We start from the raw sequence: 24,723 nt of genomic DNA, 5'->3' as shown, positions 1-24,723 counted from the left end.
TGCGGTTTCAGTATGGCTGAAGGCTGACAGCGTATGTGCTGCCTGCCAGGCCTGATTAACGCCGTTTCAGCAGCATATAGACGCTGATGGCGAAGAACGCTGCGCTTGGCAGCAACGCGCCGAGGATCGGCGGGATGTTATACACCAGGCTCAGCGGCCCGAAGATCTGATCCAGCACGTAGAACAGGAAGCCGAAGCTGATACCGGTAACTACCCGCATCCCCATCGACACGCTGCGCAGCGGGCCAAAGATAAACGACAGTGCCATCAGCATCATCACCGCCACCGACAGCGGCTGGAAGATTTTGCTCCACATGTTCAGCTGGTAACGTCCGGCAACCTGACCGCTCTGCTTCAGATACTTCACATAGTTATAGAGGCCGCTGATAGAGAGCGCATCCGGGTCCAGCGCCACCACGCCCAGCTTGTCTGGCGTCAGCGTGGTTTTCCATTCGCCGCTCAGCGTCTGACTACCGCTGACCTGCTTAGGATTGGTGAGGTCAGACTGATCCACCTGCGCCAAATCCCAGGACTTTTTATCCGCATTGTACTTAGCGGAAGCCGCGTAGCGCACGTTTTGCAGGCGGCGCTCTTTGTTGAAGCTGTAAATGCTGATGCCGGTCAGCTCACTGTTATCCTTGATGCGTTCAATAAAGATAAAGTTATCGCCATCCTTTGCCCACAGGCCGTTCTGCGTGGAGAGCAGCGAACCGCCCACCAGCTGCTGCGCACGGTAGTTACGCGCCATCTGCTCGCCCTGCGGCGCCACAAACTCACCAATTGCCATGGTCAGCAGTACCAGCGGGATGGCCGTTTTCATCACCGAGGCGGCGATCTGCATCCGCGTAAAGCCGGAAGCCTGCATGACCACCAGCTCACTCCGCTGTGCCAGCGTCCCCAGCCCTAGCAGCGCGCCAAGCAGGGCGGCCATCGGGAAGAAGATTTCAATATCCTTCGGCACGCTGAGCACGGTATACAACCCGGCACCCAGCGCGGTGTATTCGCCCTGCCCGGTTTTGCGCAGCTGGTCCACAAATTTGATGATGCCAGAGAGCGACACCAGCATAAACAGCGTCGCCATGATGGTGTTGAAGATCGTTTTACCGATATATCTGTCGAGTACGCCAAACATCAGACGGAGCCTCCCTTGCTGAAGCGGGCACGGAAACGCCGCATGGGCACGGTATCCCACAGATTAAGCAGCACGGCCAGCGCCAGGTAAGAGATATTCACCACCCACATCCAGACTGCGGGATCGAGGCGGCCTTTCTGGCCGCTGGAGCGCAGCGAACTCTGCAGCAGGAAGAAGATCAGATAGAGCAGCATAGCGGGCAGCATCGACAGGACGCGGCCCTGACGTGGGTTAACCACGCTGAGCGGCACTACCATTAACGCCATCACCAGCACCGAGAACACCAGCGTGATGCGCCAGTGGAACTCGCTTCTGAACTCCGGCTTGCTGGACTGCGCCAGCGTTTTGAAATCCATCTGCTCGGCATCGTTCGGGTCCAGCACCACGTCCTGATGCCCGACAATCGCCTGATAGTTCACAAAGTCCGTGATGCGGAAGTCGCGCAGCATCGCCGTGCCTTCAAAACGGGTACCTTTCTCCAGCGTCACTACCTGCGAGCCGTCTGGCCGCTGGGTCATGTGGCCTTTATCAGCCAGCACCACAGAAGGACGGGCATTGCCTTTAGGCCGCAGCTGCGCCAGGAAGACGTTGCCAAACGTGTTGCCCTTAACGTTCTCAATGAACATCACCGACTGGCCGTCCCCCGACTGCTGGAACTGTCCGGCAGCCAGCGCGGCGGCGCCTGGGTTAGCTTTTGCGTTTTGCGTAACTTCGCTTTGATAGCGGGAAGACCAGGGACCAAGCCAGGCGACATTGACGGCAGCCACCACCGAGGTGAACAGCATCAGCACCATCGCAGCCTTCACCAGCACCGCTTTGCTCAGGCCGCAGGCATGCATCACCGTGATCTCGCTTTCGGTGTATAACCGCCCAAGCGTCATCAAAATGGCTAAAAACAGGCTCAGTGGCAGGATAAGCTGCGCCATCTCTGGCACGCCAAGGCCCAATAATGTCAGGACTAAATTTGTTGGAATTTCGCCATCCACCGCGGCACCCAAAATCCTGACTAACTTCTGACAAAAGAAGATCAGTAGCAGGATGAAGAGGATAGCCAGCTGGCTTTTGAGCGTTTCCCTAACCAGATATCTAATGATGATCACGCTGAGTACGCCTGTGAAAACTTGTCTTTTTGCAGGAAAATCGCTAGTTTCATCGCTTATACGCCATTTTTTCTCATCAATGGCCTCCGTCATAGCTAAAATAGTATGACAACAATCGCGTTCTGGTGATGCAAAAAAAAACGTATTATCACCAAAACTCATTCAGACGCCCGATACCCCAGTGGCGTAATGCCTGGCACCGAGCTTGACGAAAGCGCTACATTCTAGCCGCAGCAAGCGCCGTTGTCTTTAAGATTCAGGAGAGTGCATGGAGTTCAGTGTAAAAAGCGGTAGCCCGGAAAAGCAGCGCAGTGCCTGTATCGTGGTTGGCGTGTTTGAACCGCGCAGGCTGTCACCGATTGCTGAACAGCTGGATAAGATCAGCGATGGCTACATCAGCGCCCTGCTCCGCCGGGGCGAACTGGAAGGCAAAGTCGGCCAGACCTTGCTGCTTCATCACGTGCCCAATATTCTCTCTGAGCGCATTCTGCTGATTGGCTGCGGCAAAGAGCGCGAGCTTGATGAGCGTCAGTACAAACAGGTGATCCAGAAAACCATCAACACGCTGAACGATACCGGTTCAATGGAAGCGGTCTGCTTCCTGACCGAGCTACACGTTAAAGGCCGCAACACTTACTGGAAAGTACGCCAGGCAGTGGAGACCTCTAAAGAGACGTTGTACAGCTTCGATCAGCTGAAAAGCAATAAAACCGAGCCGCGCCGTCCGCTGCGCAAAATGGTCTTTAACGTGCCTACCCGCCGTGAACTCACCAGCGGCGAGCGCGCCATTCAGCACGGTCTGGCCGTGGCTGCCGGTGTCAAAGCCGCGAAAGACCTCGGTAATATGCCGCCAAATATCTGTAACGCCGCCTACCTGGCTTCTCAGGCGCGTCAGCTGGCCGATGCCTACAGCAAGAACATCACTACCCGCGTGATTGGCGAGCAGCAGATGAAAGAGCTGGGCATGAACGCCTATCTGGCCGTGGGCCAGGGCTCGCAGAACGAGTCGCTGATGTCGGTTATCGAATATAAAGGCAGCCCTGACGCAGAGAGCAAGCCCATCGTACTGGTAGGTAAAGGCGTCACCTTCGACTCCGGCGGCATCTCCATCAAGCCGGGCGAAGCGATGGACGAGATGAAGTATGACATGTGCGGCGCGGCGTCGGTCTACGGTGTTATGCGTATGGTGGCCGAGCTGAATCTGCCGCTGAACGTGGTGGGCGTACTGGCAGGCTGTGAAAACATGCCTGGTGGCCGCGCTTACCGTCCGGGAGACGTACTGACCACCATGTCCGGTCAGACCGTGGAAGTGCTGAATACTGATGCGGAAGGCCGTCTGGTGCTGTGCGATGCACTGACCTACGTGGAACGTTTCGATCCGGACGTGGTGATTGATGTCGCTACCCTGACCGGTGCCTGCGTGATTGCGCTGGGTCACCACGTCAGCGGCCTGCTGTCGAACCACAACCCGCTGGCGCATGAGCTGATTGGCGCCTCTGAACAGGCGGGTGACCGCGCCTGGCGTCTGCCGATGGCGGATGAGTATCAGGAGCAGCTGGACTCCAACTTTGCCGATATGGCAAACATTGGTGGCCGTCCTGGCGGAGCGATTACCGCCGCCTGCTTCCTGGCGCGTTTTGCCCGTAAATATAACTGGGCGCATCTGGACATCGCGGGTACGGCCTGGCGCTCCGGCAAAGCCAAAGGGGCTACCGGCCGTCCTGTGGCGTTGCTCTCCCAGTTCCTGTTGAACCGTGCTGGCCTTAACGGCGACGATTAAAAACTGATGAAAACCGCAACCTTCTATCTGCTGGAAACCGATACCCCGGTTGACGGGATCAGCGCCCTTGAGGCGCTGGTCTGCGATATAGCAGAGGCGCGCTGGCGCGAGGGGAAACGCGTATTGGTAGCCTGTGAGGATGAAGCGCAGGCTGTCCGGCTGGACGAAGCGCTGTGGCAGCGTCCGGCGAACGCCTTTGTGCCGCATAATCTGGCGGGTGAAGGACCGAAGTATGGCGCACCGGTTGAGCTGGCGTGGCCACAGCGTCGGGGAAACGCCCCGCGTGACCTGCTGATCAGCCTGCTGCCGCAGTTTGCAGATTTTGCCACCGCTTTCTATGAAGTGGTAGACTTCGTCCCTTACGAAGAATCATTGAAACAGCTGGCGCGCGACCGCTACAAAGCGTATCGCAGCGTTGGATTCCACTTGAATACGGCACCGCCTCCCGTGCCTAAGACATAGCAGAAATGGAAAAGACATATAACCCGCAAGAGATCGAACAGCCGCTTTACGAGCACTGGGAACAGCAGGGCTACTTCAAACCTAATGGCGATACCAGCCAGGAAAGCTACTGCATAATGATCCCGCCGCCGAACGTTACCGGCAGCTTGCATATGGGTCACGCATTCCAGCAAACGATCATGGATACTCTGATCCGCTACCAGCGCATGCAGGGTAAAAATACCCTGTGGCAGGCGGGTACTGACCACGCGGGTATCGCCACGCAGATGGTGGTTGAGCGTAAAATTGCCGCTGAAGAGGGCAAAACGCGTAAGGACTATGGTCGCGAAGCGTTTATCGACAAAATCTGGGAGTGGAAAGCAGAGTCCGGCGGTACCATCACCCGTCAGATGCGCCGCCTGGGTAACTCCGTGGACTGGGAGCGCGAGCGCTTCACCATGGATGATGGCCTCTCTCATGCGGTAAAAGAAGTGTTTGTGCGCCTGTACAAAGAAGACCTGATCTACCGTGGCAAACGCCTGGTAAACTGGGATCCTAAACTGCGCACCGCCATTTCCGACCTTGAAGTGGAAAACCGCGAGTCGAAAGGCTCGATGTGGCATATCCGCTATCCGCTGGCTGACGGCGCTAAAACCGCCGACGGCAAAGATTATCTGGTGGTAGCCACCACCCGCCCGGAGACAGTGCTGGGCGATACCGGCGTGGCCGTGAACCCGGAAGATCCGCGTTATAAAGATCTGATCGGCAAGTTTGTGGTGCTGCCATTTGTTGATCGTCGCATTCCGATCGTGGACGACGAGCACGCGGATATGGAGAAAGGCACCGGCTGCGTGAAAATCACCCCGGCGCACGACTTCAACGACTATGAAGTGGGCCGCCGCCACAAGCTGCCGATGATCAATATTCTGACCTTTGATGGCGATATTCGCGATCTGGCGCAGGTCTATGACTGCAACGGCGAAGAGTCTGACATTTACGACGCCGCCATCCCGGTTGAATTCCAGAATCTGGAGCGTTTCGCCGCGCGTAAAGCGATTGTGGCCGCTGTAGATGCGCTGGGCCTGCTGGAAGAGGTTAAGCCACACGATCTTACCGTGCCTTACGGCGACCGTGGCGGCGTGGTTATCGAGCCGATGCTGACCGACCAGTGGTACGTGCGTACCGCGCCGCTGGCAAAAGTGGCGGTGGAAGCCGTTGAGCAGGGCGAGATCCAGTTTGTACCTAAGCAGTATGAAAACATGTACTTCTCCTGGATGCGTGATATTCAGGACTGGTGTATCTCCCGTCAGCTGTGGTGGGGTCACCGCATCCCGGCCTGGTATGATGCCGAAGGCAACGTCTATGTAGGCCGCACCGAAGAAGAGGTGCGTGAAGAGAACAATCTGGCCGCCGACGTGGCGTTGAACCAGGATGAAGATGTCCTGGATACCTGGTTCTCTTCCGGCCTGTGGACTTTCTCCACCCTGGGCTGGCCAGAAAACACCGAGGCGCTGCGCACCTTCCACCCCACCAGCGTGATGGTGAGCGGCTTCGACATCATCTTCTTCTGGATCGCCCGCATGATCATGCTGACCATGCACTTCATCAAGGATGAAGATGGCAAGCCTCAGGTTCCGTTCAAAAAGGTCTATATGACCGGCCTGATCCGTGACGATGAAGGGCAGAAGATGTCGAAATCGAAAGGCAACGTCATCGATCCTCTGGATATGGTTGACGGCATTTCGCTGGAAGATCTGCTTGCCAAGCGCACCGGCAACATGATGCAGCCGCAGCTGGCCGATAAGATCCGCAAGCGCACCGAGAAGCAGTTCCCGAACGGCATTGAGCCGCACGGCACCGATGCTCTGCGCTTCACCCTGGCGGCGCTGGCCTCTACCGGCCGCGACATCAACTGGGACATGAAGCGCCTGGAAGGCTACCGTAACTTCTGTAACAAGCTCTGGAACGCCAGCCGCTTTGTACTGATGAACACCGAAGAGCAGGATTGCGGCTTCAACGGCGGTGAACTGGAGCTGTCGCTGGCGGACCGCTGGATCCTTGCTGAGTTCAATCAGACGGTGAAAGCCTACCGCGAAGCGCTGGATACCTTCCGCTTCGATATTGCGGCCGGCATCCTGTATGAGTTCACCTGGAACCAGTTCTGCGACTGGTATCTGGAGCTGGCCAAGCCGGTGATGACGGGCGGAACGGAAGCGCAGCTGCGCGGCACCCGTCATACGCTGGTTGAGGTGCTGGAATCCCTGCTGCGCCTGGCGCACCCGATTATTCCGTTTATCACGGAAACCATCTGGCAGCGGGTGAAAGTGCTGAAAAACATCAGCGACGACACCATCATGCTGCAGCCGATGCCAGCTTTCGACACCGCTAAGGTGGACGAAGCCGCGCTGAGCGATACCGAGTGGCTGAAGCAGGCTATCGTTGCCGTGCGTAATATCCGTGCGGAGATGAATCTCTCCCCTTCCAAGCCGCTGGATGTGCTGCTGCGCGGTGCCAGCGCGGATGTGGTTCGTCGTGTGAACGATAACCACAACTTCCTGAAAACGCTGGCGCGTCTGCAGAGCATCACCTGTCTGACTGCTGATGAGAAAGCACCGGTTTCGGTTACCAAAATCATCGACGGCGCAGAGCTGCTGATCCCGATGGCGGATCTGGTGGACAAGGCGGCTGAGCTGGAACGTCTGGCGAAAGAGGTCACCAAGCTGGAAGTGGAAATCGGCAAGATCGAAAGCAAGCTGTCGAACGAAGGCTTTGTCTCCCGCGCGCCAGAAGCGGTGGTAGCCAAAGAGCGCGAGCGTATGACCGAGTTCGGCCAGGCGAAAGCGAAACTGATTGAACAACAGGCAGTCATCAAAGCGCTGTAAGCATAAGCGCCCTGTACCACAGGCCCGGCTGAGAGCTTCTCACCGGGCCTTTTTTATTGTCGGGCTACATTGCAGGCCGGAGCAGGTGAAGTTTGCATCACACCGCTTAATATTATTACACTGCTTCTATACAGACTAACACGGCACCGCTATGACTATTTTTACGACGACTTCTCTTCGGGTGCGCCCGATGCAACTCGCTGATAATCCGCATATCGCCCGCGTGATCCGCGACGTTTCCGCCGAATTTGGCCTTACCGCCGATAAAGGCTTTACCGTCGCCGATCCAAATCTTGACCATCTGTTTGAGCTTTACAGCGAGCCGGACAGCGCCTACTGGGTGATTGAGCTTGAAGGGAAGATTGTGGGCGGCGGTGGCGTTGCGCCGCTGCATGGCAGTGAAGAAGGAGTATGCGAGCTGCAGAAGATGTACTTTATGCCTGCGGTACGCGGCATGGGGCTGGCGCGCGAGCTGGCAATGCAGGCGATGGATTTTGCCCGCGAGCGCGGTTTCAGACGCTGCTATCTTGAAACAACGGCGTCACTGACCCGCGCTATTCGTTTATATGAACATCTTGGCTTTGAGCATATTGACGGCCCGATGGGCAATACCGGTCACGTGGACTGCGAAGTCACAATGCTGAAGACGCTTTAATGCAGCCGGGGCGCGGGCTGCATTAGTCAGAAGGCCGGTACGCCGCTGTGAAATCTCAGCTGGCTGTCGGGCTGCTGGATCAGCTGCGCCTCCGTCTCGCCAATTTTCCTGACGCGATCACTGATATCCGCTTTTGCTACCTGTTCTGCCAGGGCCAGATAATCCTGATAATGTCTGGCCTCTGAACGCAGCAGCGAAACGTAAAAGGCCGCCAGCTCCCGATCCAGATGGGGCGCCAGGCTGGCAAACCGCTCGCAGGAGCGCGCTTCGATGTAGGCACCACAGATCAGTTTATCCACCAGCGTCTGCGGTTCGTGAGTGGTGATTTCACGCAGCAGCCCTTTGGCATAGCGGCTGGCAGTAATTTTGATATAGGGAATACCGCGCGCCTGCATAATCTCCAGCACCTGATAAAAGTGGTGCAGCTCCTCTTTAATCAGCAGTACCATTTTGTCCACCAGCACATCGCCGTACTTTACGTCAGCACGGCTGATCACCGCCTTCGACAACCCTTTCTGTTGCTCAAGAAAGGTCAGATCGTTGGTCTGCTGATGAATAAACTCTTCCCACGGCTTCAGCCAGGCCAGCAGCGCCTCGCTACTCTCTTTGTCTGCCACGTAACGGCGGATCAGCCACATGGCGGTCTGGGCTGCTTTCAGTTCGCAGACCAGATGGTCAGTCAGCAGCAGCGGCAGGTTCTCAGGTTTACGGGCTTCATCAATCCATGCCTGCGGCGTGCGGCAGTGCAGGAAAGCGTGAATGGGGGCAAGAAGAGGTTCGGTATTCATGAAGAGAGAGTCCGGAAAATGAATAAGGGCGAAGCGGCGTTCACCCCTGGAGTCTTGTGGAGCGCGTACGGGCCTCCCGGATAATAAACAGGCCGGGCACAGGGCCGGGCCTGATAAAACTTAATCAGTGGCGGATGCCGTTATCTTCTTCGTCGATGAAGTCGCCATCTTCCTCTTCATCCTGTGCATCAGGATCTTCAAAATAGGTGCCCCAGCCGTCGTAGTCGACGTTGAACTTACCGGCCAGATCCACCAGTTGCTCAACCTGAGCATCAATCAGCTCTGCATTCAGCGCACCTTCACTGAGAATATCGCAGCACATCACTTTGCTGCCATCTTCCAGCTCCAGCTCTTCCGGCTCGGTCACTTCATAACCCATTTTGAACGCTTCTACCGCCGCCTTTTCCAGCGCGTCGAAGCTGTCGCAGGAGAGGTGGTGTTCGATGGTATAGAGTGCATCCGGGTCGCTACCGTCATCTAACAGCTCTTCAATAATCAGCCGCGTCTCTTCACGCTGCTCTTCCAGCAAGGCTTCGTTTGCCATGATCCGTTCCTCAGTATGTGGCATCTCTTGAGAGTATTTTCCCACAGTGCCGTTCCCGCCACTACCTTTAAACAAAAGTTTCTGCACGGCGGGGTTGAAAATGCATATTCATACGGTTAGATTGAATTTTAATTCAATAAATGTCACCTGGAGTGCTTTATGAGTCACTTATATCAACGCCATTTTCTCAGGCTGCTGGATTTCACGCCTGCGGAGCTGACCGGCCTGCTTGCGCTGGCGTCAACGCTTAAAATTGATAAGAAAAATGGCGAAGAAATTCAGCACCTGAAAGGCAAAAATATTGCGCTCATCTTCGAAAAAGACTCGACCCGCACCCGATGCTCTTTCGAAGTTGCCGCTTACGATCAGGGCGCTAACGTCACTTACCTCGGCCCGAGCGGCAGCCAGATTGGCCACAAAGAGTCGATGAAAGATACCGCCCGCGTGCTGGGCCGGATCTATGACGGCATTCAGTATCGCGGTCATGGCCAGGCGCTGGTGGAGTCGCTGGCTGAACATGCGGGCGTGCCGGTATGGAACGGTCTGACCAACGAGTTTCACCCCACTCAGCTGCTGGCCGATCTGCTGACCATGCAGGAACATCTGCCGGAAAAAGCCTTCAGCCAGATGACTTTTGCTTACGTGGGCGACGCGCGTAACAACATGGGCAACACGATGATGGAAGCGGCGGCGCTGGTCGGCCTTGATCTGCGTCTGGTGGCGCCGAAAGGCTGCTGGCCGGAGGAGGCGCTGGTGGCCGAGTGCCGCCAGGCCGCAGAGAAAAACGGTGGCAAAATCACCCTGACGGAAGAGATTGCGGAAGGCGTTTACGGCGCGGACTTCATCTACACCGACGTCTGGGTCTCAATGGGCGAGCCGAAAGAGGTGTGGAAAGAGCGTATTGCTCTGCTGCGTCCCTATCAGGTCAACAGCGCGATGCTGGCATTAACCGGTAACCCAAAGGTGAAATTCCTGCACTGTCTGCCTGCCTTCCACGACGATCAGACCACGCTGGGTCGGCAGATGGCTGAACAATACGATTTGCACGGCGGCATGGAAGTGACCAATGATGTCTTTGAATCTGCGCACAGCGTGGTGTTTGACCAGGCGGAAAACCGCCTGCACACCATCAAAGCGGTAATGGTTGCGACGCTGGCCAGGCTGTAATCAGGCGCTCAGAGGAGCGGATTTTTGCTTGCCGCCGCAAACTGAACGCGTATAATCGCCACCGTTTGCCGGGAGGATGCATGAAACTGAGTACCGTTCACATTGCTGGAGTGACCAGCCTGTCCGCAGGCGGGCAGCGCCGTTTCTTCTTCCCTGGCACCGCCGATCATAAAAAAAAGCCCCTCAGTGAGGGGCTTTTTTTTGCCCATTTTTCAGCTCGCAGCATTGGCATGCCGACAGCTTTCAGGCCTTCGTTGGCACTGAAGGGTGAAGGTTAAGAGGAGAGATCATGGCTAATCCCTTGTTTCAAAAACATATCATTTCAATCAATGACCTTAACCGGGAAGAGCTGGAGCTGGTGCTGCGCACTGCCGCCAGCCTCAAGGCGACTCCTCAGCCGGAACTGCTGAAGCATATCGTGGTGGCGAGCTGCTTCTTTGAAGCCTCCACGCGCACCCGTCTCTCCTTTGAAACGGCGATACACCGTCTGGGCGCTTCCGTCGTGGGGTTTGCTGACGGCAGCAACACCTCGCTCGGTAAAAAGGGGGAAACGCTGGCCGATACGATTTCCGTGATTGGCACCTACGTGGACGCCATCGTCATGCGTCATCCGCAGGAAGGCGCGGCGCGGCTGGCGACGGAATTCTCCAACGGCATCCCGATCCTGAATGCCGGAGATGGCGCCAATCAGCACCCGACCCAGACGCTGCTCGACCTGTTTACCATTCAGGAAACCCAGGGCCGTCTGAGCAACCTCAACGTGGCGATGGTCGGGGACCTGAAATATGGCCGTACCGTACACTCTCTGACCCAAGCGCTGGCGAAATTTGACGGCAACCGCTTCTTCTTTATCGCCCCGGATGCGCTGGCGATGCCCTCCTATATCACCGACGTGCTGGATGAGAAAGGCATCATCTGGAGCCGCCACGACAGCATTGAAGAGGTCGTGCCGCAGGTTGATATTCTCTATATGACCCGCGTACAGAAAGAGCGTCTCGACCCTTCTGAATACGCCAACGTGAAAGCACAGTTTGTGCTGCGCGCTGCCGATCTGGCCGCCGCCCGTGAAAACATGAAGGTGATGCATCCGCTGCCGCGCATCGACGAGATCGCTACTGATGTGGATAAAACGCCGTACGCCTGGTACTTCCAGCAGGCCGGAAACGGCATCTACGCACGCCAGGCGCTGCTTGCGCTGGTCCTGAACAGCGAACCGGTTTTGTAAGAGGGAAACATAATGACGCAAGATAACAAATTGCAGGTTGAAGCGATCAAACGCGGCACGGTAATCGACCATATTCCGGCACAGATTGGCTTTAAGCTGCTGTCGCTGTTCCGCCTGACAGAAACCGACCAGCGCATCACCATCGGCCTGAACCTGCCTTCCGGTGAGATGGGCCGTAAAGATTTGATTAAGATCGAGAACACTTTTCTGACCGACGATCAGATCAACCAGCTGGCGGTCTATGCGCCCCATGCCACCGTTAACCGCATCGATAATTATGAAGTGGTGGGAAAAAGTGCCCCTGCGCTGCCGGAGCGTATTGAACAGGTGCTGACCTGCCCTAACAGCAACTGCATCAGCCGCAGCGAGCCGGTTAAATCGAGCTTTGCGGTGAAAAAGCGTGAGGATGACGTGCGCCTGACCTGCAAATATTGTGAAAAATCCTTCGCTCACCACGTGGTGCTGGCGAACTGGTAATCAGCCTTCAGCAGCCTATAATGGGCCGGACGGGTGGTACAGCGGGAGAGACGCTTCTCCCTCTCACCTACAACTTCATTTACAGGGAGAAATTATGTCTCGCGAAATCAGCACTGAAAACGCACCAGCCGCTATCGGTCCTTACGTGCAGGGCGTCGATCTGGGCAGCATGATCATCACGTCTGGCCAGATCCCGGTCGATCCTAAAACCGGCTCCGTTGCCGACGATATCGCTGCTCAGGCGCGCCAGTCGCTGGAAAATGTGAAGGCGATTGTGGAAGCTGCCGGTCTGAAGGTTGGGGATATCGTGAAAACCACCGTCTTTGTGAAAGACCTTAACGATTTCGCTACCGTCAACAGCACTTATGAAGCGTTTTTCACTGAGCATCAGGCCAGCTTCCCGGCCCGTTCATGCGTGGAAGTTGCCCGCCTGCCTAAAGATGTGAAAATCGAAATCGAAGCGATCGCCGTTCGTCGCTAAGCGCTTGCCTCTTCTGCACCGGCTAAACAGTAAAAAGTAAAGCGACAGACATTCCCTCTCCCGCACGCAGGAGAGGGTTTTACGCTTATCGTACTGCCCGCAGAAGTTTCTCCAGCGGATAAACCAGCGCCAGCACCACTTCATCCTGAACAGCGGCGGCTTTGTCCAGTTTCGCCTGCATTGCCGCGACATCTGCTGCGCCAAACGCCCGGTTCTGCTCCATCGCATCCAGCAAAGATAAGCCCGTGCTGCTGATCTCCTGCAACTGCTGCGCCACCGGCCTTAACGGCTGTAGCTGATAATTCTGCGCCAGCAGCGGCATCACTTCTGGCACATTCTGCTGCCACTGCCGCAACTGGTGACGAATCGCCTGCATTGCCCGTTGGTTACCCCGATCGGCAATCAGCGCATCCACCTGCCGGTCCAGCTCTTGCACCTTGTTACTGCTGGCGGGCAGGAGATCGGCCAGGCGGTTCAGCGGCTCGCTGAGATTGTAGTGTCCCGCCTGGAACTTCAGGTGCTGGCGGGTGTAATACTGAGCCGGCTCCAGCGCTTCAGCAAAAATTTCCAGCGGAACGATGCTGCTGCTGTTTGCCAGGCGGATCATCTGGGTCTGCGCCTGGGTATGCTGCTGTAAACCCACCGAAACGGCGGACCAGCTATCCACCTGCGCCAGCCGCTGAGTCATATTCTGCTCGTCAGTGACATCTTTTGCCGACCAGAGCCGCTCGGCCACCACATAGGCTCGCGGCCACAGGCGCACGTCAATCACCTGCGGGTTGATAATTTCCGCCCACAGTGCCACTTCGCCGCCCAGCAGGTTATCCTTCATCTGCTGCTCGTCCGGTACGCTGGGCTGGATGCCTTCAGGCACGGCCTTCAGCTTGCTGCCCTGCGTGGGATAGCGCACGTTGCCTACCCGCATGTAGCCCGTGAGTTTCTCTCCTGCCAGAGTGACTACCGGCTGCAATTCGCCCATCCATGTATCCACGCTGAAGGTGACCTGCTGCGGTGCCAGCCATGCCACATTGCGCACCAGGCGGCGCGACTTGCCGGCAAAATCAATAAAGCCCCGCCACTCCCCGTCCCGTTGCACCAGTGTAAAGCTGCCCTTCACCGCGCTTCCCTTCAGGCGTGGCAGAATAAACTGCCAGCTCTGGGCTATGTCTTCTTTCTGCAGACGGTCCTGTCCATTCAGCCCCACCGGCCAGACTTCATTACGGTAGTGGTAGGCGGCAGGTTGCGCCTGGTCGAGGTAGAACCCAGCGGAGAGGATACCGCGATAACCCTGCTTGCTGATTTCCCCCAGCGCATCCTGCCCCTGCCAGGATTGGATCAGGATGCTTTTGGGCAGATCGGGATGGGCGATCTCATCCCAGCCCACCATTTTTCGCTGATGTTTTTCCAGGATCTTCTCGACCCGCTGATTGAAATAGGTCTGCAACGCCTGTTCATCCTTCAGCCCTTTCTGCTGCATAAACGCCTGAATGGATTTGGATTCCTTCCACTGCGTGGCATCTACCTCATCGCCGCCAATATGCAGCCAGGGGTCGGGGAACACTGCCGTGACTTCGCCAATCAGCGTGTCGATAAAGGCATAAACCTGCTCGTTGCTGGGGTCCAGCAGCGGCTTAAACACGCCCCAGCCGCGCTCAATCTGATAAGGGCCGGGGGCGCTGATCAGCTCCGGCATCGCCGCCGCAAGTGCCGTAGCGTGGCCGGGAAGATCGATCTCCGGCACCACGCGAACGCCCCGATCCGCCGCGTACTGCACGATCGCTTTCATCTGATCCTGGGTATAGAACAGACCGTCGCTGCCTTTCTGCTGGAGCTGGGGGAAGTGCGTGGAGGCGAAGCGCCAGCCCTGATCGTCAGTGAGGTGCCAGTGAAATACGTTCATGCGGGCACTGGCGATGCCGTCGATTTGCCTACGGATCGTCTCCAGCGGCATAAAGTGGCGGGCGGAGTCGATCAGGATCCCTCGCCATGGAAAGCGTGGACTGTCATGGATCTCCACATAAGGAATAGCGCTGTTCCTGTCACTGTTTTGTACCAGTTGAAGCAGCGTTTCCATGCCGCGCATCGCGCCAAACCGGGTAGCCGCCTCCAGCTTAACGCCTTCGCTGTTTACCAGAAGATGATAGCTCTCATCGCTGTCCGGCTGGGGAAGAGGATCGACGCTTTTGGCGATGGTTATCGTGATGGTAGCGTTCGCCACATCTCCGGTTTGCGGCAGCATTTGCCAGCCGGTTTGCAGGCCAATCCGCTGACGCCAGCGATCCACCGCACCCGGCAGTACATCTCCTCTGATGTTAACAGAGAGCTGGTTATTCAACGCCAGGCTTTCGCCCTCTTCTGGCTGTTCAACCTGCTGAGGCCAGGGCATCAGCGGCAGGTTGCCAGCAGGGGTGGCATGAGCATAAAGTGAGACCAATAATGAGGTGGCAAGCAACGTAAAACGCAGGGTTCCGATCATGACACTTCTCCAGAGGGGCGACGGGCAAAAAAAAGCAAAAAACCCATAAAACATAATTCGCTTCACACATCAAGTTACACATCGCTTCGGGAACAACCCGCTTCTTGTTTTGTGACACCTTGCGAGTTAATGGCTAATCTTAAGGAAGAACAACAAGGCTTTAGAACAGTATTGTGCGCAGCCAGACCCTTTCACCTGAGAATCAGGATTGAGCAATGACAAAAATTCCACCGTGGTGGCAGAACGGCGTTATCTATCAAATTTATCCAAAGAGTTTTCAGGACACCACCGGCAGCGGCATGGGCGATCTGGCGGGGGTGATACAGCGACTGGATTATCTGAAGGAGCTGGGCGTGGATGCTATCTGGCTGACGCCCTTTTATATTTCTCCACAGGTAGACAACGGCTATGACGTGGCGAACTACACCGCCATCGATCCCATTTTTGGTACGCTGAACGACTTTGACCGGCTGGTGGAGGAGACGCACGCCCGCGGAATGCGCCTTATCCTGGATATGGTGTTTAACCACAGCTCCACGCAGCACCACTGGTTCTACGAAGCGCTGAATAAAGAGAGCCCTTACCGCTCGTACTATATCTGGCGGGACGGTACGCCCAACCAGCCGCCCAATAACTGGCTGTCAAAATTTGGCGGCAGCGCCTGGCGCTGGCATCCGGAGAGCGCCCAGTATTATATGCACCTGTGGGCGCCGGAACAGGCGGAGCTGAACTGGGAGAACGAGAATCTTCGCGCGGAACTCAAGCAAATCGTCAATTTCTGGGCAGATCGTGGCATCGACGGACTGCGGCTTGACGTGGTGAATCTGGTCTCCAAGCATCAGGACTTTCCTGACGATCCCAACGGAGACGGGCTGCGCCTCTATACCGATGGGCCGCGCATTCATGAATATATGCAGGAGATGAGCCGCGACGTGTTCCGCCCGCGCGAGTTGATGACGGTGGGTGAGATGTCCTCGGCAACGCTGGAGCATTGCCAGCGCTACGGCTCGCTGGAAGGCGAAGAGCTGTCGATGGTGTTCAGCTTCGATCATGTAGAGGTGGATTTTTACAACGGTCAGAAATGGACCCTGACGCCGCTGGACCTGGTGGCGCAAAAAGCGATCTTCACCCACTGGCAGCAGGGAATGCACAACAAGGCGTGGAACGCGCTGTTCTGGTGTAATCACGATCAGCCTCGCGTGGTGTCACGCTGGGGAGATGAAGGACAGTATCGCGTGCAGTCCGCCAAAATGCTGGCGCTGGTGCTCCACGGTATGCAGGGCACGCCCTATATCTTCCAGGGTGAAGAGCTGGGGATGACCAATCCCCATTTTACCCGCATTCTGGATTACCGGGATATTGAAAGCCATAACATGTATGCGGAGCTGCGCTCGCAGGGGCGCGACAGCGATAACCTGTTGGCGATCCTTGCCAGTAAATCACGCGATAATGGCCGGACGCCCATTCCCTGGGATGCGAGTGAAAACGGCGGATTTACTACCGGCACGCCGTGGATTGGCATGTGCGATAATATGGAGACGATCAATGCGCAGGCGGCGGTCGCGGATAAAGAATCGGTGTTTTACACCTATCAGCGGCTGATCCAGCTGAGAAAAGAGTATGCGATCCTTACCTGGGGCGATTATCTCGATCTGCTGCCGGAGCATCCCTGGCTCTGGTGCTACTGTCGCCGCTACGAAAAAGAAACGCTGGTGGTCGCCACCAATTTCAGTGCGGAGACGCAGGTGTGGCACCCACCAGCCTACAGCGGCCAGTGGGATGTGCTGATCAGCAACTACCCCGATACCCACGTCACGCCTGGTGAGGTGATGCTGCGTCCGTGGGAAGCGGTCTGGTGGTATCAAAAGCGCTGAGAATGTCAGAGAGGTGCAAGCAACGCGGCCAGGTCATCACTGGTGAACTGGCCCGGTTCGCTCAGCTCATCTTCCAGAATGCCCTCTGCCAGCTCGGCCTTCTGCTGCTGCATCGCCACAATTTTCTCTTCAATGCTGCCTGCAACAATCAGCTTATAGACAAAGACCGGTTTATCCTGGCCCAGTCTGTAGGCCCGGTCCGTTGCCTGGTTCTCCGCTGCCGGGTTCCACCACGGATCGTAGTGGATCACCGTGTCGGCGGCGGTCAGGTTCAGCCCGACGCCGCCCGCTTTCAGGCTAATCAGAAACACCGGTACTTCCCCTTCCTGAAAACGTCTTACCGGCTCGGTTCTGTCACGGGTGCTGCCTGTTAACGTCACAAACGGGATCCGCGCCTTTTGCAGCTCCTCAGCAATCAGAGAAAGCATGGCGGTGAACTGAGAAAAGATCAGAATGCGGCGATCTTCCGCCAGCAGGTCGGTGAGCATTTCCCGCAGCAGCGCCAGCTTGGCGGAATGTTTTACCTTCGCCGCTTTCTCCATCTTCACCAGGCGGGGATCGCAGCAAATCTGCCGCAGCTTTAACAGCGCATCCAGCACCAGCAGATGGCTGCGCCCCGCGCCCTGCTGCTGAACCGCCAGCTGTACACGCTCCTGCATCGCACTGCGCACCGATTCATAAAGCTCACGCTGGCTGCCTTCCAGCTCCACGGAACGTACGATGGTATTTTTGGGCGGCAGCTCCTTCGCCACCTCCTGCTTGCGCCGCCGCAGCATAAAGGGCCTGACGCGCCGCGCCAGCAGCTCTCTGCGTACCCGATCGCCGTTACGTTCGACTGGAATACGCCACTCCTGAGTAAACTCCTTTTCGCTGCCAAGAAAACCGGGTAACAGGAAATCAAACTGCGACCAGAGTTCGCCGAGATGGTTTTCCAGCGGCGTGCCTGTCAGGCAAAGACGGTGGCGTGACTTCAGCGAGCGGATCACCGAGGCGGCGCGGGAAGCGCTGTTTTTCACGTATTGCGCTTCGTCCAGGATCAACAGGTGATAGCTGTGGCCCAGCAGCTGCGGCTGATCCCGCCACAGCAGGGAATAGGTGGTCAGTACCACGTCGTAGTGCTGGATGTCATCATAAAAGGCTTTACGATCCGGCCCGGTCAGCGCCAGCACTTTCAGCTCTGGCGTGAAGCGGCTCGCTTCCTGCGTCCAGTTATAGACCAGCGTGGTAGGCACGACGATCAGCGCCGGACGATCCAGCCTGCCCGCCTCTTTTTCCAACTGAAGGTGCGCAAGGGTCTGGATCGTTTTCCCCAGTCCCATATCATCCGCCAGCACGCCTGAGAGATCGTGGGCGCGCAGAAACTGCATCCAGTTCAGTCCCTGCTGCTGATAATCGCGCAGCTGGGCCTGTAGTCCCTTTGGCGGCTCAACGGGCAGAATGCCTCCGCTGGCGCCTGACCGCTCCGCCAGCTGATATACGCTGCTCTCACCGTGGAACTGCCAGCGTCCGGTGTCATGCAGTGCCGTTAACCGACCAGCCTCATAAGGCGCAATGCGCAGCGGCGTGCTCATCCCCTTTGCAAACAGATCGACCAGATTGCCCACCAGCGGTTTCATCACGCCAGCGTTGATATGCAGCCGTTCGTTACGATCGCTTCTAAGTTCGATTACTTCCTCATCAGGGATCTGGTTAAGATTGCCGGAAAACCAGCGGCGGTCTTTCTGAAACAGCCCCGCCAGCAGCGGCTGCATGCGTACCTGGCGGCGACCTACGCTGGCTTCCAGTTCCAGGTTGAACCAGCCATCCTGATCCTGAATAGCCTTCCCGGCAATTTCAGCAATCTCGGTGACGTTCCAGGTGAAGTCTTCATCCATGCTCACTTTCCAGCCGCGCCTGCGAAGTTTGGGAAGCTGAAGACGAATGAACTCCCGCCATCCGGATGGCGTATCGGGCGCAAATATAGAGGGCGGTAAAGGCGCGGATTCCGGCGTATAAATATGGCCTGCGGGGATAGTGTTCAGCCCGGCAGCATTGATCTCATTCAGCCAGCTCTCTTCCAGAGCAGAGTGACGCTGGATCAGGAACGGCGTGCCCTTGCGGTCGGTGAAGCGCTCGCCGCTGCTGCCAGCAGCCACCGCGATCCCGCCATAGTCAAAATGCACCGCAGCGAAATCCAGCTTTTTCTGGCGGTGGCCGTAGCGACCAAACCCGCTGACAAATTTTGCGCGAGACTCCAGCCTGAGCGTGGGAACTGGCTGAACAGAGAGGCTGTTTGCTATCGGTTCTTTCGGCGCTGCGGCAACTGGGTGCTGCAGGTTAGCCAGCATCACCGCAGCAACATGACGGCAGTTGTTCTTCACCGGGCAGGTACATTCGCCGCTGGCATGGAGCTTGCCCTGCGGGCGGCTGAAATGCACCATAACCTGAAACGGTTCAACCTTTCTGCCCGGCACTTCACCGGTCAGCAAATTATTTTGCCATTGAATATTCTGCGCTTTTTCTACCAGGCTTTTTGCCCTGGCAACGGTGCGCGCACCGATCCATCGGCTAACCTGTTTCTCATTGTACGTCACAGAAGGCATCAGACTCTATCCCGGGATGACCTGAGCAAACCCTGTTTGCTCTGCATAACAGGCAATAATATGAATTCCTCTGCCACTAATGCAACCAAAGCTAGCTTTTCAGGGAGCAAAAAATGCGATCCTGCGCGTTCTCTGGCCAGAGATTCATCGCCAGCCGCGCCACCTTCTGTAAATCTTCCCGACTGGCACCGTCTCGCGCCTGCAACGACATCCCCTGCTGCAGGCTGATATACATCTGTGCCAGCGCCCCGGTATCTGTCGCTGCCGGCAGTTCACCTTCCGCTACGGCCCGTTTCAACCGGTCCGCGAGTATTTGCTGCCCTTCAAGACGACAACGTTTGACGCAAGCGCCCAGCCTCTCGTTACCCTCACTGGCGACCGTTGAGAGCGTGACCATGCAGCCCGGAGGGTAATCCTTGCAGGTCAGTACTTCAGCCGATTGGTTCAGCCAGCCAGACACGCCTTCATACGCAGAGCTGGCGGATGCCAACACCGACCAGATGCGTGGTGCCATTTGCCGCACGTAGTAGTTAATCACTTCCTGATAGAGATCCTCTTTACTGCCATAAGCGGCATAGAGGCTGGGAGAATTGATCCCCATTGCCTGATAGAGATCCGCCATTGAGGTCGCGGTATAACCTTTCTGCCAGAAGAGGCACATCGCGGCGATCAGCGCTTTTTCCCGATCGAAACTTCTTGGTCTTCCTCTTACAGCCATAGCACCCTCAATTTTTGTGTCGATCGTTATGATAATCGGGTTGACGGAACGCTGCAACCGCACATAGGATAATTACATACCGATCGACACATAATAGAGGTTACCTATGAATGCACTTGCAGGAAAACGTGCGCTGGTTACCGGCGCCAGCCGTGGATTAGGCAAAGCTATCGCCCTCTCTCTCGCCAGCCAGGGCGCAAATATCGCCATCACCTACGAGAAATCAGCGGATAAAGCCGCCGAAGTGGTGGCCGCTATTGAAGCGCTGGGCCGTCGCGCCGTCGCCATCCAGGCCAGCAGCGCCGTGCCGGAAGAGACACGCCGGGCAGTAGAGGAGACGGTAACCGCCCTTGGCGGGCTGGATATTCTGGTGAACAATGCCGGTGTAGCGCGCGGCGGCATGCTGGAGGATATGTCGCTGGAGGATATTGATCTCATGCTGGACGTTAACGTTCGTGGCGTTGTCCTCACCACCCAGGCGGCGCTGCCACATTTAGGTCAGGGCGCCCGCATCATCAATATCGGAAGCTGTCTGGCAGAACGCGTGCCAATGCAGGGGATCAGTATCTACTCAATGACCAAATCCGCGCTGCTCTCTTTTACGCGCGGCCTGGCAAGAGATCTTGGTCCGAAAGGCATAACTGTTAATCTGGTGCATCCTGGTCCAACGGACAGTGATATGAACCCTGCAGAGGGTGAAGGCGCTGAGACTCAGCGTCAGTACATAGCACTGGGACATTACGGCAAGGCGGAAGATGTCGCGGCAGCGGTCACTTTCCTCGCCAGCCCGGCCGCCGGACAGATCACCGGTACCGGTCTGAACGTGGATGGCGGCATCAACGCCTGATCCCTAACGCCGATCGTCCCGTCCGTGGTCGGCCCCTTCTCTTCTTCGCCTGAAAAGAGACGTTATAAAAGGCCGCCTGGCGAGGAACTCTCCAGAGTTTTCCAGTCTATGTCCTGGATCAACAAACCCCCAGTTAAACTCGCGCAATCACTATATATAGGGCTTATCATGCCTTAAACAAACTATATATAGATATCAGTAAGGAGAAGGCGAGTGGTCAGGGTAATCAAACGAGATGGCTGCAACGTGTTATTTAACGCGTCACGCATTGGCGAAGCGATTAAAGGCGCCGCCCGTGCTGCGGCGATTGATGATGAGGAGTATTGTGCAGAAGCCACCGCAGAGATTTGTCGGCAGCTGCTGCAACACGAGAGCCTGGATATTAACGATATTCAGCGAACCGTTGAAAACCATCTTATGGCTGGACGTTACCCGGAGCTTGCCCGCACCTATATTGAATATCGTCACGACCGCGACCTCGCCCGGGAACTCCGGGGCAAACTGAATAAAGCAATCCGGGGCCTGGTTGAGCAAAGTAACCCTGCGCTGCTGAACGAAAATGCCAATAAAGACAGCAAAGTCATTCCCACTCAGCGGGATTTACTGGCAGGGATTGTCGCAAAACATTATGCCACCCAGCATCTTATCCCTCGCGATATTGTCATGGCCCACGAGCGTGGCGAATTGCATTATCACGACCTGGACTATTCCCCCTTTTTCCCGATGTTTAACTGCATGCTGATTGACCTGAAGGGGATGCTGACCCAGGGTTTCAAGATGGGCAATGCGGAAATCGAACCGCCGAAATCCATCTCTACCGCCACCGCCGTCACCGCCCAGATCATTGCTCAGGTTGCCAGCCATATCTACGGCGGCACCACGATCAACCGGATAGATGAAGTGCTGGCCCCTTTCGTTGAGGCCAGCCTGGAGAAGCACCGCAGAACGGCGCAGGAGTGGCAGATAGCGGATGCGGAAGCCTATGCCCAGCAGCGCACCGAAAAAGAGTGCTTTGACGCTTTTCAGTCGCTGGAATATGAGGTTAACACTCTGCATACCGCTAATGGCCAGACGCCGTTTGTCACCTTCGGCTTCGGGCTGGGGACCAGTTGGTCTGCCCGGCTGGTGCAGCAATCTATTCTGCGCAATCGTATTGCCGGGTTGGGGAAAAATCATAAAACGGCAGTGTTTCCCAAGCTGGTTTTTGCTATCAAAGAGGGGCTTAACCGCCTGCCGGGCGATATAAATTACGATATCAAGCAGCTTGCGCTGGAGTGCGCCAGCAAACGGATGTACCCCGATATTCTTAACTACGAGCAGGTGGTGAAAACTACCGGTTCGTTTAAAACGCCGATGGGATGCCGCAGCTTCTTAGGGGTCTGGGAAGAAAACGGCGAAACGATCCACGACGGGCGTAATAATATTGGCGTAATCAGCCTGAACCTGCCGCGCATCGCGCTGGAGGCAAAAGGAGATGAAGCGCGCTTCTGGACGCTGCTGGATCAACGCCTCGCGCTGGCGAAAAAGGCGCTGATGACGCGTATCGCCAGGCTGGAAAATGTTAAAGCACGCGTGGCACCAATTTTATATATGGAAGGAGCCTGCGGCGTACGGCTGAAAGCTGATGATGACGTGGCGGAGATATTCAAACATGGACGCGCTTCGATCTCGCTGGGCTATATCGGCCTGCACGAAACCCTGAATGCTCTGAGCGGGGGTGAAATTCATCCTTATGACGACAAGCGGTTACAGGATAAAGCCATCGCTATTGTCAGCCATCTGCGCCAGACAACGGATCGCTGGAAAAGCGAAACCGGCTATGGCTTCAGCCTCTACAGCACGCCAAGCGAAAACCTGTGCGACAGGTTCTGTCGGCTGGATGCGGCCGAGTTTGGCGTGGTGCCGGGCGTTACGGACAAAGGCTATTACACCAACAGCTTCCATCTCGACGTGGAAAAAAAGGTCAATCCTTACGACAAGATCGATTTCGAGGCCGCCTATCCGCCCATCGCCAATGGTGGGTTTATCTGTTACGGCGAATATCCCAATATTCAGCACAACCTGAAAGCGCTGGAAGACGTCTGGGATTATAGCTACAGCCGCATCCCCTATTACGGCACCAACACGCCGATTGATGAATGTTACGACTGCGGCTTTACCGGCGAATTCTCCTGCACCAGCAAAGGCTTCACCTGTCCGAAATGCGGCAATCACGATGCGGCCCGGGTCTCCGTCACCCGCCGGGTATGCGGATATCTGGGCAGCCCGGACGCGCGTCCGTTCAATGCCGGCAAGCAGGAAGAGGTCAGACGCCGCGTTAAACACCTGGACGGGCCGCTGGGATGAATATTCATCGCTACTACCCGGTGGATATTGTGAACGGGCCGGGCACCCGCTGTACGCTGTTTGTGGCGGGATGCGAGCATCAGTGTCCCGGCTGCTATAACAAGAGTACCTGGCGCCTGAACTCAGGCAGGCCGTTTACCCTTCAGCAGGAAGAGCAGCTGATTGCCGACCTTAACGACACGCGTATCCCGCGCCAGGGGCTATCCCTGTCGGGAGGCGATCCTCTGCATCCTGCCAATGTACCGGAGATAGTAAGACTGCTGAAACGCGTACGGCGTGAGTGTGCCGGTAAGGATATCTGGCTGTGGACCGGCTATCGTCTGCAGGAGCTGACAGCAGAGCAGCGGCAGGCGGTGGATCTGATCAATGTGCTGATTGATGGCAGGTATGTCGAGGAGCTGCGCGATCCGGCGCTGCTCTGGCGGGGAAGCAGCAACCAGATCATTCACTACTTACGCTAAAAGCTGCTACGCCCAGTGCCGCCACAGTATGCCGCTTACTTCTGCCATAATTTGATTGCGGCTCAACTTCAGGCTTCGGTTCGTGGGATTTCAGCAGATTCGATAATTTTTACCCCCTGCCCGGTGGAAGAGAATCCTTCCCGCATCATCACTGCGGCAACATCTCTGGCTGACACGGCACGCCAGTTACCCGGCAGCAGCCGGAACAGGGGCGCTATCAGCGATTCGCCGCTTCTTTTGGTGTCGCGCTCGCCCAGTAACAGCGACGGGCGAACCAGGGTCAGACGCGGCCACAGCTCATTTTGCAGCGCCTCCTCCATCTTGCCTTTCACCTTGCTGTAGAAAAACGGCGAGTGCGCATTAGCGCCATGGGCGCTGATGACAACCAGATGTTGCGCCCCCAGACGCTGCCCCGCAATGGCAGTATCGACCACCAGCGTGTAATCCACATGCACAAAAGCCTCTTTACTGCCCGCCTGTTTGCGGGTAGTTCCCAGGCAGCAGAACACTATATCGACCTCTGTTTGCAGAGGACCAAGGACGTCAGTAAGATCTTCCTCAACCAGATTAGTGACTTTAGGATAGTCCGGAAGTTTGCGGCGCGTAGGGGTGATAATTTCGCTGACCTCTGGCTTTTCAATCAGCATACGCAGCAGATGCTTCCCCACCAGCCCCGTCGCTCCGGTTAGCAGTACCCGACTCATAAACCTCTCCCTTTAGTGATAAATGATGCGCTGTTGGGGTGGC

Annotated in this window: 21 protein-coding genes; 13 read left to right on the top strand and 8 right to left on the bottom strand. The window is 56.5% G+C overall.

Going from position 1 to position 24,723, the window contains the following annotated elements:
* Positions 1–55 precede the first annotated feature (55 nt).
* Positions 56–1,132 (bottom strand): LPS export ABC transporter permease LptG, encoded by a 1,077-nt coding sequence (lptG, locus tag SD961_RS17435; protein WP_318791600.1) that lies wholly within the window; start codon positions 1,130–1,132, stop codon positions 56–58.
* Positions 1,132–2,232, bottom strand: coding sequence for an LPS export ABC transporter permease LptF (gene lptF, locus SD961_RS17430; protein ID WP_318791599.1), 1,101 nt, complete (start codon positions 2,230–2,232; stop codon positions 1,132–1,134). Before lptF ends, lptG begins: the two co-directional genes overlap by 1 nt.
* Before the next feature lie 268 nt (positions 2,233–2,500).
* Between lptF and pepA the strand changes: the two genes are divergently transcribed.
* From pepA to SD961_RS17410, 4 genes are all read left to right on the top strand, one after another.
* The gene (gene pepA / locus SD961_RS17425; RefSeq protein ID WP_318791597.1) at positions 2,501–4,012 is read left to right on the top strand and encodes a leucyl aminopeptidase; all 1,512 of its coding nucleotides are present in this window, start codon (positions 2,501–2,503) and stop codon (positions 4,010–4,012) included.
* A gap of 6 nt (positions 4,013–4,018) precedes the next feature.
* Positions 4,019–4,474, top strand: coding sequence for a DNA polymerase III subunit chi (locus tag SD961_RS17420; RefSeq protein WP_306210280.1), 456 nt, complete (start codon positions 4,019–4,021; stop codon positions 4,472–4,474).
* A gap of 5 nt (positions 4,475–4,479) precedes the next feature.
* On the top strand, positions 4,480–7,335 hold the full coding sequence (locus SD961_RS17415) for a valine--tRNA ligase (RefSeq protein WP_318791596.1): 2,856 nt from the start codon (positions 4,480–4,482) through the stop codon (positions 7,333–7,335).
* A gap of 151 nt (positions 7,336–7,486) precedes the next feature.
* Complete coding sequence (locus SD961_RS17410) at positions 7,487–7,990, top strand: GNAT family N-acetyltransferase (protein WP_318791595.1); 504 nt, start codon at positions 7,487–7,489, stop codon at positions 7,988–7,990.
* 26 nt (positions 7,991–8,016) lie between these two features.
* Here SD961_RS17410 and miaE read toward each other — a convergent pair whose 3' ends face one another.
* Positions 8,017–8,778 carry a tRNA isopentenyl-2-thiomethyl-A-37 hydroxylase MiaE gene (gene miaE / locus SD961_RS17405; protein WP_318791594.1) on the bottom strand — a complete coding sequence of 254 codons (762 nt, stop codon included), beginning with the start codon at positions 8,776–8,778 and terminating at the stop codon, positions 8,017–8,019.
* A gap of 124 nt (positions 8,779–8,902) precedes the next feature.
* Complete coding sequence (gene rraB, locus SD961_RS17400) at positions 8,903–9,322, bottom strand: ribonuclease E inhibitor RraB (RefSeq protein ID WP_318791593.1); 420 nt, start codon at positions 9,320–9,322, stop codon at positions 8,903–8,905.
* Between the two features lie 159 nt (positions 9,323–9,481).
* Between rraB and argF the strand changes: the two genes are divergently transcribed.
* From argF to ridA, 5 genes are all read left to right on the top strand, one after another.
* The gene (gene argF, locus SD961_RS17395; RefSeq protein ID WP_318791592.1) at positions 9,482–10,489 is read left to right on the top strand and encodes an ornithine carbamoyltransferase; all 1,008 of its coding nucleotides are present in this window, start codon (positions 9,482–9,484) and stop codon (positions 10,487–10,489) included.
* Between the two features lie 80 nt (positions 10,490–10,569).
* Entirely contained in the window at positions 10,570–10,767 is a 198-nt protein-coding gene (locus tag SD961_RS17390; RefSeq protein WP_318791591.1) for a hypothetical protein, read from the top strand.
* A gap of 11 nt (positions 10,768–10,778) precedes the next feature.
* Positions 10,779–11,714: an aspartate carbamoyltransferase gene (gene pyrB / locus SD961_RS17385; protein ID WP_318791590.1), complete on the top strand. Its 936-nt coding sequence runs from the start codon at positions 10,779–10,781 to the stop codon at positions 11,712–11,714.
* Between the two features lie 12 nt (positions 11,715–11,726).
* The gene (gene pyrI, locus SD961_RS17380; RefSeq protein ID WP_318791589.1) at positions 11,727–12,191 is read left to right on the top strand and encodes an aspartate carbamoyltransferase regulatory subunit; all 465 of its coding nucleotides are present in this window, start codon (positions 11,727–11,729) and stop codon (positions 12,189–12,191) included.
* A 94-nt stretch (positions 12,192–12,285) separates the two neighbouring features.
* Positions 12,286–12,672 carry a 2-iminobutanoate/2-iminopropanoate deaminase gene (ridA, locus tag SD961_RS17375; protein WP_318791588.1) on the top strand — a complete coding sequence of 129 codons (387 nt, stop codon included), beginning with the start codon at positions 12,286–12,288 and terminating at the stop codon, positions 12,670–12,672.
* 85 nt (positions 12,673–12,757) lie between these two features.
* Here ridA and SD961_RS17370 read toward each other — a convergent pair whose 3' ends face one another.
* Complete coding sequence (locus tag SD961_RS17370; protein ID WP_318791587.1) at positions 12,758–15,148, bottom strand: beta-N-acetylhexosaminidase; 2,391 nt, start codon at positions 15,146–15,148, stop codon at positions 12,758–12,760.
* 215 nt (positions 15,149–15,363) lie between these two features.
* Between SD961_RS17370 and treC the strand changes: the two genes are divergently transcribed.
* Positions 15,364–17,022: an alpha,alpha-phosphotrehalase gene (gene treC / locus SD961_RS17365; RefSeq protein WP_318791586.1), complete on the top strand. Its 1,659-nt coding sequence runs from the start codon at positions 15,364–15,366 to the stop codon at positions 17,020–17,022.
* A gap of 5 nt (positions 17,023–17,027) precedes the next feature.
* Here the strand turns inward: treC and SD961_RS17360 are convergent, their stop codons facing one another.
* Together SD961_RS17360 and SD961_RS17355 are read right to left on the bottom strand one after the other, a co-directional pair.
* Positions 17,028–19,604 carry a DEAD/DEAH box helicase gene (locus tag SD961_RS17360; RefSeq protein ID WP_318791585.1) on the bottom strand — a complete coding sequence of 859 codons (2,577 nt, stop codon included), beginning with the start codon at positions 19,602–19,604 and terminating at the stop codon, positions 17,028–17,030.
* Positions 19,605–19,695: 91 nt separating this feature from the next.
* Complete coding sequence (locus tag SD961_RS17355) at positions 19,696–20,322, bottom strand: TetR/AcrR family transcriptional regulator (protein ID WP_318791584.1); 627 nt, start codon at positions 20,320–20,322, stop codon at positions 19,696–19,698.
* A gap of 106 nt (positions 20,323–20,428) precedes the next feature.
* Here SD961_RS17355 and SD961_RS17350 point away from each other — a divergent pair, with 106 nt between their 5' ends.
* The 3 genes from SD961_RS17350 (at position 20,429) to nrdG (ending at position 23,976) form a co-directional block, all read left to right on the top strand.
* Positions 20,429–21,169, top strand: a complete 741-nt coding sequence (locus tag SD961_RS17350; RefSeq protein ID WP_318791583.1) for a 3-oxoacyl-ACP reductase family protein — start codon at positions 20,429–20,431, stop codon at positions 21,167–21,169.
* A gap of 213 nt (positions 21,170–21,382) precedes the next feature.
* Complete coding sequence (gene nrdD, locus SD961_RS17345; protein WP_318791582.1) at positions 21,383–23,515, top strand: anaerobic ribonucleoside-triphosphate reductase; 2,133 nt, start codon at positions 21,383–21,385, stop codon at positions 23,513–23,515.
* Positions 23,512–23,976, top strand: a complete 465-nt coding sequence (nrdG, locus tag SD961_RS17340; protein WP_318791581.1) for an anaerobic ribonucleoside-triphosphate reductase-activating protein — start codon at positions 23,512–23,514, stop codon at positions 23,974–23,976. Before nrdD ends, nrdG begins: the two co-directional genes overlap by 4 nt.
* A 68-nt stretch (positions 23,977–24,044) precedes the next feature.
* Here nrdG and SD961_RS17335 read toward each other — a convergent pair whose 3' ends face one another.
* The gene (locus SD961_RS17335) at positions 24,045–24,680 is read right to left on the bottom strand and encodes an NAD(P)H-binding protein (RefSeq protein ID WP_318791580.1); all 636 of its coding nucleotides are present in this window, start codon (positions 24,678–24,680) and stop codon (positions 24,045–24,047) included.
* Positions 24,681–24,723: the final 43 nt, after the last annotated feature.

The organism is Erwinia sp. MMLR14_017, from assembly GCF_033657285.1.
Taxonomy (GTDB): domain Bacteria; phylum Pseudomonadota; class Gammaproteobacteria; order Enterobacterales; family Enterobacteriaceae; genus Erwinia.
The sequence above is the reverse complement of the archived record's forward strand: the minus strand, read 5'-3'. Positions and strand labels throughout refer to the sequence as shown.